Origin of the sequence: Erwinia sp. S43 (genome assembly GCF_016624745.1) — a bacterium.
GTDB lineage: Bacteria > Pseudomonadota > Gammaproteobacteria > Enterobacterales > Enterobacteriaceae > Erwinia > Erwinia coffeiphila.
On record NZ_JACVTX010000010.1, the window covers coordinates 164467 to 176403 of the forward strand.

Genomic DNA, 11937 nt, shown 5'->3' on the forward strand with positions numbered 1-11937 from the left:
ATACATGTAATAATTAAATAAAATTTTCCACACCGGCAATTTATCGCGAAAATTGCTTTTTTTAAGTCGCGGATAGCGAAAATCAGAGCGGCTTCGCAACCCGCCGCCTGTACTCTGCCGGAACGACAGGCTACCCGGCCTCCGCAATAATAGCGGCTGCCAGCCAGCGTACCGCCTGCTCCATTGCATCCCCGGTGAATCCCCCCAGACCGAGGATCAGCCCCGGACGACGGCTGGCATCAGCATACATATGCGAGATGGCCCGCACCGAAACGCCCGACGCCAGCGCCCGCCTGACGACCTGACGATCGTCCAGATCCTGCCGCAGCCACAGCAGCAGGTGCATCCCCTGATCGCCGGGTTGCACCGACGCCAGATCCGCCGGAATGAATCGCGCGATCGCCGCGATCAGTACGCTACGCTTTTCGGCATACACACTGCGGATGCGGCGAATGTGCCGATCCAGATGCCCCTCCCGCATAAAGTGGGCAAGCACATACTGGTCAGCGTTTGGGGGATGGCGATCCATCAGCATTCGGGCTCCCCGCCAGGCGTCCACCATGCCTTCCGGCACGACGGCATAGCCCAGGCGCAGCGAGGGAAACAGGATTTTGCTAAAAGTCCCCAGGTAGATAACCTGCTCCGGAGCCAGCCCCTGTAGGGCAGGAAAAGGATGGCCGCCGTAGCGCAGCTCGCTATCGTAATCATCCTCAACGATCCAGGCCCGGTGCTCTTTCGCCCAGTTAATCAACATGCTACGGCGGGCCATAGACAGCGGCATGCCCAGCGGATACTGGTGCGAGGGCGTCACAAATACCGCCCGGGCTTCCGCACAGCGTGCAATCCCCTCCGCAACATCCAGCCCGGCATCATCGACCGGCACTCTCACCATCTGCTGCTGACGACCATGGCACTCAAAAATAGAGGTAATGCCGGGATAAGCCGGGTCCTCAACCCAGGCTTTATCCTCCTCCTCCAGCAGGACCTGTGTCGCCAGATACAACCCCTGCTGAGTGCCGGAGGTGATAATGACCTGTTCGGCATGACAGCGTACCGATCGGGATTTTCTGACGTATTCGGCGATAGCCTCACGCAGTTCAGGTGCGCCAGCGGGCTCGCCATAGCCGGAAGGTGCACCGGAGCCTCTAGCCCGTATGCGATTGCCGATTCGCCGCCAGATATCGTCAGGCAGTGTGTCACCGGCAGGAACCGACACCGCAAACGGCACGGCCGGCATCGGTGAGATTTGCCCGGCGGCACGCGCGAAGCGCTGCGCTCTGGCAGAAAGCGGAGGGGGCGCCGAGTCCCGTAGTCGATCGTTTGGTGATTTATCCGGCAGGGTGAGATCGCTCGCTACCCGAGTGCCAGCCCCGCGCTCTGCCTGAAAAAATCCTTCAGCAATCAGCTGCTCATACGCAACGGTCACCGTGCCCCGGGATAGCCCCAGTGCGGCGGCCAGTACGCGCGTGGAAGGCAGACGATCGCCCGCTTTAAGTTCCCCTCGCTGAATCGCCCTCTTCAACGCCCGAGCCAGCTGCTGGCTGAGCTGCCCCGACTGGCGATCTAACTCGCCAATAGAGGGAATTTCCACTACTGCTACGGTTCTGGACATGATTGTGGCCTGGTGATTTTGCGTGATACTGGCCCTTAATTGCAGGCCACTATTGGCGTAATTTAGCACGACCTTCTGCGGCAGGTCAGTAGCCAGCCACGCCCGTTCTCTTTCATGTTTACCAGGAGTGAACAATGTACCCTTCTTCTTTTTTCAGCGAAAAACGGCCTGAGGTTCTCCATAGTCTGATCGCGGAGTATCCGCTGGGGATGCTGATCAGCACTCAGCAACAGCTTGAAGTACTACATATCCCTTTTGAGTTTCAGCCGCGCGAGGGCGATATGGGCAGCCTGTATGCCCATATCGCCCGCGCCAATCCGCTGTGGCAAAGGGTGGCAGCGGATAGCGATGTGCTGGTGGTGTTTCGCGGCGCGGAGGCCTATATCTCCCCCAACTGGTATCCCTCAAAGCAGGAAACGCACCGTGAAGTCCCCACCTGGAACTATCAGGCGGTGCACGTCCGTGGACGCATCTCATTCCGTGACGATGAGGATTTTTTACGCCAGATGATTGCCAGCCTGACCCGGAAGCAGGAGTCGGCGATGCCGCAGCCGTGGCAGCTTTCCGACGCGCCGGAAAATTTCCTCAGCGCCATGCTGAAAGCGGTCGTGGGAATTGAGATCCGCATCAGTGAAATTGACGGGCTGATGAAACTGGGGCAGAACAAGAAAGCCGCCGATCGGGAAGGTGCCGTAACGGCACTCTACGATCGCGGCCAGCAGGATATTGCCGGAGCGATGCGGGCGGCGGGCAGGGAAAAACGCTAAACCGGCCCGCTGCGGGTCAATGCGGAGCGGCGGCGCAGAGCTACTCTGCTGGCGTCAGCAGCGCGAGCGCGATAAAGGCTTCAATATCTTCCGTCGCCTGCTGGCGTGCGCTGGCGGAAGGTTCAACGATCAGCAGGTCGCTGTAGCCGTTGATCATCGCGCCCAGCTGGCGGGCTGTACGGAGCGGATCGGCGCTGCTGAACACGCCTTCCGCAATACCGGCGTTAATAATGCCGTCCAGCAGCAGCTGCCATTTATCCACCATCTGCCGGGCCAGCGCCGCCCAGGTTTCGTCGTGAATGGCCAGCTGCCACAGCGAACCGTAAAGCTGCCAGACCGCGTCCTGCACATCGGGCAGATAGGTTTGCATCAGCATCCTCAGCTGTTCCCTGGCGGGCTGACCGACGATCCTCGCTTTCAGATTATCCAAATCGGCCTGCAAAAAAACGGTCAGCGCCTCCAGGCACAACGCCTGCCAGTCACGAAAGTAGTGATAGATATGACTGCGGGAGAGGCCAAGATGCTCTGTCAGCTCGCGCGTGGTCACTTTTTCCACGCCTTTCTCAATAAACAATTCAATCGCGCCGCTCAGGATTCTGGCTCGTAGTTCTTCCGCAGTTTCTTTCATCTGTTATTCCGTGTGACCTCTGTATTTACTTAATGCAGTGAACCGGCCGCAAAACCCGCCGCAGAACCAGCGAAGTCAGCACCAGCAGCGCAGCGGCGCTGCCCAGCACGGCAAGGAAGGCGCGATCGAAAGCACCGTAGGCCAGGCCCGTCAGCTGAGCTGCACGCTCCGCTCCCATTCCGGCAGCAATGCGTAACGCTTCGTCAATGCTATCATAAGCCGCCTCCCCGCTGACCAGCCCTTCCGGCAGAACCAGCCCGTAACTGTAAACCGCCGTCATCATCCCGCCCAGCAGCGTCACGCCCAGTACGCCACCCAGTTCCCAGGAAACATCTTCAATCGCCGCCACCATCCCGGCTTTTTCTTCCGGGGTGTTGAGCATGATGGAGGTAGATGCAGCGGTAAACATCGCACCCAGGCCGCATCCGGTGACAAACAGGGCCAGCATCTGCCATATCAACGCGCTGCTAAATAATCCCAGCAGGCAGATGATCCCCAGCGCGCTGAGCGTAAAGCTGAACATAATCACCGCCCGCTCACCGTAGCGCGGCAGCAGCACACCCGCCAACGGAGCCGCCAGTACCGACGCCACCGGCAGCGGCAGCAGCATCAACGCGGACATCAGCGGCGACAGCCCCAGCACCAGTTGAAGGCGCTGGGTCAGTACCAGTTCCACGCCGGTCAGTGCAATCCCGGAAACGATAGCAATCATCACCCCACCGGAAAAGCCGCCATTACGAAACAGCGAAAAATCGATCATCGGCTGCGCAGCACGCTGCTGGCGACGAACGAACAGCGTCAGGAACAGTGCGCCGACGGCGGAAGAGGCCACAACAGAAAACAGCGATGCATTGATATTGCTCAGTTCTTTCAGAGCAAACACCGCCCCCACCAGACCGAACATAATTTGCAGCGATCCCACCAGATCGAAAGGCCGCTGGCGATTGCCGCCGCTGTGTGGGATGAGCCAACAGGCGAAAGGCAGCACCACCATGACCACCGGCACGTTGATCAAAAAGACCGATCCCCACCAGAAGTACTCCAGCAGCAGCCCGCCCAGAACCGGCCCCAGCGCCGCCGCACCGGACGCCACCGCGGCCCAGATGCCAATGGCCAGCGCCCGCTCGCGTTCATCGACAAATACATGGCGCACAATCGCCAGCGTGGCGGGCATCATCATGGCCGCGCCCACGGCCAGGAACACGCGGGAAGCAATCAGCAGCCCGGCGGTGGGGGAAAACGCCGCACACCAGGAAGCGAGGGCAAACAGCGGCAGGCCGGTGATAAACAGCCGTTTGTGGCCCAGGCGATCGCTGAGCATCCCTGCCCCCGGCAGCAGACCGGCCACCACCAGCGGATAGGCGTTGATAATCCATAATTTTTCCGCCGCCGTGCCGTTCAGCTCCTGCATGATGCGCGGCAGCGCGGTGTACAGCACCGTCATATCAATGACGATCAAAAATAGTGTACTGGTGACGATCGCCAGCACCAGCCAGCGGTTATTAACGTGCATTGGAAACCCTCTCTGAGCGGCGTTGGTCGTCAGTCCGCACGCCGCATTGCAATTTTGAGCGGTTGCTCAAGAGCGGAAAATTACTTGAGCAACCGCTCAAAATCAAGAGGAGTTTTTACGGCAGCGGCTAATGATCCGGCTATCAAACCGGATTCAGAATTGCCGTCACCTGGTCGGGGGTCAGCGAGATACCGAAGAAGTCATGATAAAAATCAAATACTTCCTTATTCATATCAACATCGGTAAAACGTGCCGGATAGAGCGTTTTCGCCAGCCACAGAATTTGCAGCGCGGCTTCGCTGGTTTCCCGGCACCACCAGAACATGCCCTGCGGGTTGGTATACACCCGATGCTGCTGCACTGCCGCCACGCCCTGCCAGGCCGGGGAGTGCATGATCTCTTCCGCATCGCGGTGATTCATCGCCACAATCACCTGCGGATTCGCGGCAACCACCTGCTCCAGCGACACTTCACCGTTGCTGTTTTTGCGCTGCCCGAACCACGGCTCCGCCACGTTGTGCGCACCGGCCAGATCCATCCAGTCCTGATTAAGCGAAGGCCGACCGCTGCTGGTCAGCGGGCTGCCCATGCTGTGATACAGCGAGACACGTTCGCTCGGCGGCAAATCCTTCAGGCGTTCACGGATCAGCGCCACGTTGCGGTCGAAATACGTCTGGTAGCGCACATCCACCGCCACCGCATCCGGCCCCAGCGCCTGCGCGGTGCGAGTAACCCGTTCGCGCAGCGCAGCCATTGAGTTCGACTTGAGCATCAGCGTATTAATACCCGCCGCCGTCAGCGCTTCCGGCTGGGCCAGCCGCATGCTTTCAGGCACGATCAGCAGCTGGGCATCGAGCGCAATGATCTGTTCAGCACTGATTTCGTGGCCGTTGTTGGCGCTGATAATCGGCACCTTTGCCAGTCCCGGATAGCTTTGCAGCAGCAGCGGGATACGCTTCGCGACCACCGAAGTGCCCACCAGGTTCTGGCTGTAGCCGAGCATCGCAATCGTCGCCGTTTGCGCGGGCCAGGGCGTGGCCACGCGGATCGTGGTGTGCCCCGCAGGCTCCGCCGCAGCGACGGCGGCAGGCAGCAGCATGATGGCCAGCAGCCTGAGCGCCCGCCGTTGAAGTCGTGAAATCATCATTATCTGGCGCACCCGCAGGTGCGCCCCTCGGTTATCAGAAGTCAAACGTCACCGACGCGCGAACCTCGCGGGCGGTACCGGCAAAGGCGCTGGCGGAGCTGCCGCTGCCGTCGGTATCGCCAGGGAAGATGGAGGCCCAGTAGCGCTCATTAGTGACGTTATTCACCATCAGGCGCAACGTGGCCGGAACATTGCTGATGCGGGTGCTGTAGCGCGTGCCCAGATCCAGCGTGGTATAGCTCCCGGCCCAGGTGCTGTTGGTGTTATTGGCGGCGCGCTTGCCGGTGTAGTGCAGATTCGCGCTGTAAACCAGTTCCGGCATGGAAGGCAGGTTGTACTCCACCAGCAGGTTAGACTGCACCTTCGGCACGCCCACCACCCGCTTGTTGCTGGTATCTTCAGAAACGGTATTTTTCAGTTTCGGATCGAGGAAGGTCACGCCGCTGTAAACGTTCAGCCCCTGCCACAGATTGCCGCTGGCGGTCAGCTCCAGCCCTTTATTCAGCTGGTCGCCCTGCTCTTTGTAAACCATATCGTCGGGGTCAACGTAGGCAAACGGACGCTTCAGGCGGAACAGCGCCGCCCCCAGGTTCATGCCGTTCACGTCGGCCTTCAGACCGATTTCATACTGCTCGCTGCGGTACGGATCGAGGGTAGTGCCTTCGTTTTTCACCCCCTGGCCGGTCGGTGCGGTGCCGCCCTGCTCCAGCGAGTCGGCGTAACTGATATAAGCCATCACCGACGGGGTGATTTTATACATCAGCGCCAGATTCGGGCTGAGTCCGTCTTCATTCACCTGGTCGGTTTTCGCCGCCTGGTTATTGTAGCTGCGGGTTTCCAGCCAGCTCTGGCTCAGGTAGGCCATCGCCGACCAGCGCGGGTTAAAGGTCAGCGTATCGCCGATAGTCACGCTCTGCTGGCTGGTCACGCTGGTGCGATAGCGCGCGCCGCTGTTGATGATCCGCCCGTCACCCGGTTCCTGCATTGCCGACGGATCGTAGTAGTTACTGGTGCCCAGGCTGTAGCGCTGGCTGCTGCCCTTCGCCGAGTAGATCGACCAGACGTAGCCGCTGGTGGCAAAGGCGAGATCGTGGCCGATGCTGCCGGTATCGACGTGACCGTTCAGCGTCAACATATTGCTCAACACACGGAAGCGACCTGCGGCGGCGGAGTCGGTGACCGAGCGGCTGATGGTTCCACTGTTGCTGGTCAGGGTGTTCGACACGGTACGCATCGCGCGGTCGGCCTGCTGATAGCCCACACCGGCGGTCATCGACCAGCTGTTATCGAAGTAGTGGATCAGATGGCTGCTGATAGTGTCGGTGGTCAGATCGTTACCGGTGGTCGGCAGCGTGTAATTCTTGTTATTCGGGTTCGGGGCTTTTGGCAGGTCGATGCCGGTGCCGTAGCTGAAGCCGCTGACGTAGCCTTTTTGCAGGAATTCATAGTGGCTGGCGTCCAGCTGTAATTGCGTACCCGGGCTGATATTCCAGTCCAGCGCCAGCGACACCAGCTTGCGCCGCAGAGTACTGTCGTCGACGTTGCCTTCACCCTCTTCATCCAGCAGATTCAGGCGATAGCCGAACTTATTCTCATCGTCAAAATGGCCGCCGAGGTCGATATGTCCGCTCCAGGCGTTGCGGCTCTGATAGCCCAGGGTCACGCGGCGCAGGGTCTGCTCCGTCGGGCGTTTGGCGACAAAGTTAAACTGCCCGGCCGGGCTGGCGGGGCCGTAAAGCGCACCGGTCAGGCTGTTCAGCACATCCAGGCGCTCCAGCATTTCCACCGGGAACGCAGTAGTAGAAACAATATTCAGGCCATCAAGACGGCTGTTGGACACCACGCTGCCCTGCATACCGCGACTTTGCGGGCGGCCGACGTCCATCCCACCGCGCGCCTGCATCTGAGTGCTGGGTGAATACTTCAGCAGCTCGCTGACGCTTTTCGCCTGCTGGTTATCAATCATTTCATGAGTGACGGTGGTGGTGGAATACGGCGTATCCAGCCGGTCTTTACTGCCCAGCGGACCCAGATCGGTCTCGGCGGTGGTGAAACCGGCTCCGGCCTTACTTTCATCGGTCAAATCGCGGGGGGCGCTGGCGGTGACGAGGATTTGCTGTTCTTTGCTGGGCTTTTCAGTACTGGCAGAGGACGCGGTTGATACCGAATTTTGGGCGGCGAAGCCCGGCAGCGCGACAAAAATCGCGCCGAGAAATATGTTTTTCATTAAGGAGTTAGCTGTCGTTATATAAAATACTATATTACGATCGATGGGGTGGTCATTTAGTGATCGCGATCACATTTTGACGCCACGTCGTCTCAGGGGTAAAGCGGATAAAAAAATGCCGCACGGGAGTGCGGCATCGAATGACTCATTCAGTACGGCTTACTTTTGGCTGTCAGGCAGTGCGAAAGCAATCAGATAATCGCCCAGTTCCGCCGCGTGCGCAGCGCCACCCGCGGAAATCACCACGTACTGTTTGCCGGTCTGCGGCGACTTGTACACCAGCGGAGACGCAGTCGCGCCAACCGGCAGGCGGTATTTCCAAATCTCCTCGCCGGTTTTGCTGTTGAAGGCGCGCATATAGTTATCCTGAGTGCCCGCAAAGAACACGACTCCCCCGGCTGTAGCGGTCGGCCCGCCCAGCGTCGGCATGCCAATTGGCATCGGCAGATGGGTTTTCATCCCCAGCGGACCGGTATCCTCAACGGTGCCGACCGGAACCTGCCAGACCAGTTTTTTGGTATTCAGGTCAATCGCGCTCAGCGTACCGAACGGCGGATTCTGGCAGGGAACGCCCAGCGACGACATAAAGAAGTCCGATTTCAGCCCGACATAAGGTTTGGCCAGCATCGAGCGGATCGGCGAGCCTTTATAGGTTTTGGCCTGCTCTTCCGTCTTCAGCGCCATCACTTTGCCCATGCGAATGTCGTTAACGTACATCATACCGTTACGTTCATCGATGGAGATACCGCCCCAGTTCATTCCGCCCAGCGTGCCGGGGAACTGGATATAGTCGGACTCTGCCGACGGTGTGTAGATGCCGTTATAGCGCGCAGACTTGAAGGTGATACGGCACTCAAGCTGGTCAAATGGCGTAATCCCCCACATTTCGCTTTCTTTCAGCGTCGACAGGCCCAGGCTTGGCATATTTGTCGAGAACGGCTGGGTCGGCGACATATGATCATCCTGCCCGGTCGGTGTGGTGGTTACCGGCAGTTCTTCCACTTTACTGGCCGGTTTGCCTGTCCGGCGGTCCAGCACGAAGATCTGGCCCATTTTGGTGGTCTGAATCAGTACGGGAACGCGTTCGCCTTCCTCATTCTTCATCTCGTACATCACCGGCTGCGACGGCACGTCATAATCCCAAACGTCGTGGTGGACGGTCTGGAAGATCCATTTCGTCTTACCGGTGGTGGCATCAACGGCGACGACGGCGGAAGAGAACTTCTCGGCCGACGGCGTGCGCTTACCGCCCCAATAGTCAGGCGGCCCCATGCCGGTCGGCAGGTAAACCGTATTCAGGTCACGATCGTAGGTCGCAGGCGCCCAGACGTTTGGCGTGCCGCCGGTGTGATTCACCGCATCAGGTGCATCTTCCTCGGCATTCCACGACCAGACCAGCGCGCCGTTACGCACGTCATACGCGCGCACGACACCCGAGGCGTCGTTATCCGAGTGATCGTGTATCCAGGTACCAAACACGGTCAGGTGGCCCATGATCACCGGCGTACCGCTTGGGTGATAAGCCTGGCCGTTCTCGGTTGGCGTCATGCCAGCACGCAGATCGACGGTGCCCGCATTGCCGAAGCCTGTGCACGCCTGGCCGGTTTGTGCATCCAGCGCCAGCATACGTGCATCAATGGTGGTGGCGATGATGCGACGGCGGCACTCGGCCGGTGCCTGCGCTTTCTCTTCGCTGGACAGCGACGTATCTTTATCAAGATCGTAATAACCCACGCTGCGGCAGGTAACGTGCGAGGTGGCCGCGGCTTTCGGATCGACCTTCCAGATCGGCTTACCGGTATCGGCATCCACGGCGGCGACGACGTTCTGCGGCGTACAGGTATAGAGCACGTTGCCGATCTGCAGTGGGGTATTTTCGTCAACTCCGGCCACTTTACCTTCGAGAATACGGCCGGTGCGGTACGTCCATGCCACCTGCAGCTTATTCACATTTTCCGGGGTGATCTGATCGACGGCCGCAAAGCGGGTGCCGCTGGCATTGCGGGAAAGATGATCCCAGTCCTGATCTGCCTGCGCTTTATAGTCCCCTTCCAGCGCAGCGGGCTGGGTGGCAACCGCAGCGGGATTGTAGATCTTACCGTGTGGCACAAAGGCACCGGCCAGCACGCCGAGCAGGCAGACGAATACGCCCCAGCCGCTCAGGTGCGCCGCGCGTTTGCGCGAACTGATTTCCTTCGCCAGCGCGGGGAATACCCACAGGCTGAGCATCAGGATAATTGCCGGAACCACCAGGCGGGCCATCAGCGGCCAGTAAGCCACGCCGCCGACCTCAATTAAGGCCCAGATTGCCGTTGCCACGAAAATAACAATCGACAGCGTCAGTCCGGGGCGCTTTTTCAGCACCAATAAAACCAGCAGAAGCAGATAGGCAATGCCGGCGATGATATAGTACAGAGACCCACCCAGCGCGGCGAGTTTCCATCCACCAATCAGAAAATAAATCCCGGTGACGGCGGTAAGCAATCCAAATACCAGAACCAGTATTGGGAAAAACTTATTCACGCGCCCCCCTGAATCACCTGTAGATGACATTAGAAGAATCCCTTTTTAATTATTAAAATAATAGAACCACTCTGACCGACACGAATGTGCCGGTCCGCAAGTGAAAGCCATAGATATGGTAAATAATCACCATAATTTCAAAGATACATTTCAAACCAGTGAGATGCACGAAAATATAGCCCTTACTAAATGCAGGAGAATATTTTACTGGATATATTTCACAGATAAAAATAAAGATAGCCATAGAGAAATACAGAGAGTAAATAACGTCCTGTTAGCAACACTCTCCGTTATTACTTCGCAAAAACCCGGCAAAACAGTAAATTAAAAATGAAATACCGAAACAGCACAGTCTGATTAAATATAAAACTGATAGTTTCTTTAAATGATTATCTGCCGTTATAGAAAACTTATGGAATTATATTAAAACCTCTCAGAACGTCCGTATTACTCTCTGTATAATGCCGATTGGATTATTGGGATGCGTGGGGGATGCTGGTTTGTGTCTTCTGGTGGCTGCGCGGACGGGGGCGGCTGCTTTATATCGTCTGGTGCCTGGGTGGCTGCGCGGACGGGGGGTACTGCTTTGTATCGTTTGGTGCCTGAGTGGCTGCGCGGACGGGAGGCGCCCCGGCTGGCGGTCCTCGCGCCGCTTCGCGGTGCCTTCACTTTGTTCGTCAGCCGGTCGGACCGGCTCAGACGGCACATCCGTGTGCCGACCGAGCCTTGCGCCCGCGTCCTGCGGGCACATCCTGGCTTCCTCTCTCCGTTCAGCGCTGCGGATTGCCCGTCGTGGCCGCCCCCCGTCCGCGCCGTGACTTTTGAGCTGCCTTCAGATCAGAAAGCGTCTGTTTTGTGAAATCGTGTCTTCAGACCGAAATTGGTGTTGTACAGGCTGTGGAGCCATCCTGATGCCCTTTCTTCAGTCATCGTTATAAATTGCCCGTCGGAGCAACAACCCGTCCGCGCTGTGACTCATGAGCTGTCTTCAGATCGGACAACATCTGTGCCAGTCATCAAATGGAAATTGGCGTTGTGCAAGCGGCGGAGCCACGCTGATGCCCTTTCTTCATTCAGCGTTGTAGATTGCACGCCGTGGCGGCGGTTCGTCCGGGCTATAACTATTGAAACGTATTTAGAGCAGAACATATCCGCTAAATTCTCGTACTGAACCTCGTAACCCGAACTGTTTTCGAAGCAGCGATAACAATGGCCTGAGAGTGCACAGCCTATGTGGGAGATTTTGTACAATCCTTAGTTCCGGGGTGGGGTCAGCTGGTTTGTATCTTCTGGAGCCTTAGTGACTGCACGGACGGTTGAGACGCTTTTATAGAAGAACACCTCCGCCGAATTCCCTTATTGGACGCCATAGCCTGAACTTTTCGCTAAGCAGCGACAACAATACCATGAAGGTACACAGCCTCTGCCGGGGATACCGGGCAATCCGCAGCGCTGAGGTGGAAGCAGCTGGCCAGGAGACACCGACAGGACGTCGGTGTCAGGCGAAGTCGGGTCAGGGA

7 protein-coding genes are annotated in these 11937 nt (G+C 58.2%); 1 reads left to right on the forward strand and 6 read right to left on the reverse strand.

Annotated elements, in window-relative coordinates:
- Positions 1-130 precede the first annotated feature (130 nt).
- Positions 131-1612 carry a PLP-dependent aminotransferase family protein gene (locus IBT47_RS14470; RefSeq protein ID WP_200560970.1) on the reverse strand — a complete coding sequence of 494 codons (1482 nt, stop codon included), beginning with the start codon at positions 1610-1612 and terminating at the stop codon, positions 131-133.
- Between the two features lie 134 nt (positions 1613-1746).
- Here IBT47_RS14470 and IBT47_RS14475 point away from each other — a divergent pair, with 134 nt between their 5' ends.
- Entirely contained in the window at positions 1747-2379 is a 633-nt protein-coding gene (locus IBT47_RS14475) for an FMN-binding negative transcriptional regulator (RefSeq protein ID WP_200560972.1), read from the forward strand.
- 40 nt (positions 2380-2419) lie between these two features.
- On the opposite strand, the gene IBT47_RS14480 is transcribed toward IBT47_RS14475, so the two are convergent.
- The 5 genes from IBT47_RS14480 to IBT47_RS14500 form a co-directional block, all read right to left on the reverse strand.
- A complete protein-coding gene (locus IBT47_RS14480; RefSeq protein WP_105594123.1) occupies positions 2420-3007 on the reverse strand; it encodes a TetR/AcrR family transcriptional regulator in 588 nt (195 codons plus the stop codon).
- Positions 3008-3032: 25 nt separating this feature from the next.
- A complete protein-coding gene (locus IBT47_RS14485; RefSeq protein WP_200560974.1) occupies positions 3033-4520 on the reverse strand; it encodes an MFS transporter in 1488 nt (495 codons plus the stop codon).
- Between the two features lie 142 nt (positions 4521-4662).
- The gene (locus IBT47_RS14490) at positions 4663-5664 is read right to left on the reverse strand and encodes an ABC transporter substrate-binding protein (RefSeq protein ID WP_370569900.1); all 1002 of its coding nucleotides are present in this window, start codon (positions 5662-5664) and stop codon (positions 4663-4665) included.
- 37 nt (positions 5665-5701) lie between these two features.
- Complete coding sequence (locus IBT47_RS14495) at positions 5702-7894, reverse strand: TonB-dependent siderophore receptor (protein ID WP_200560978.1); 2193 nt, start codon at positions 7892-7894, stop codon at positions 5702-5704.
- A 159-nt stretch (positions 7895-8053) separates the two neighbouring features.
- A complete protein-coding gene (locus IBT47_RS14500; RefSeq protein WP_200560980.1) occupies positions 8054-10447 on the reverse strand; it encodes a membrane-bound PQQ-dependent dehydrogenase, glucose/quinate/shikimate family in 2394 nt (797 codons plus the stop codon).
- Positions 10448-11937: the final 1490 nt, after the last annotated feature.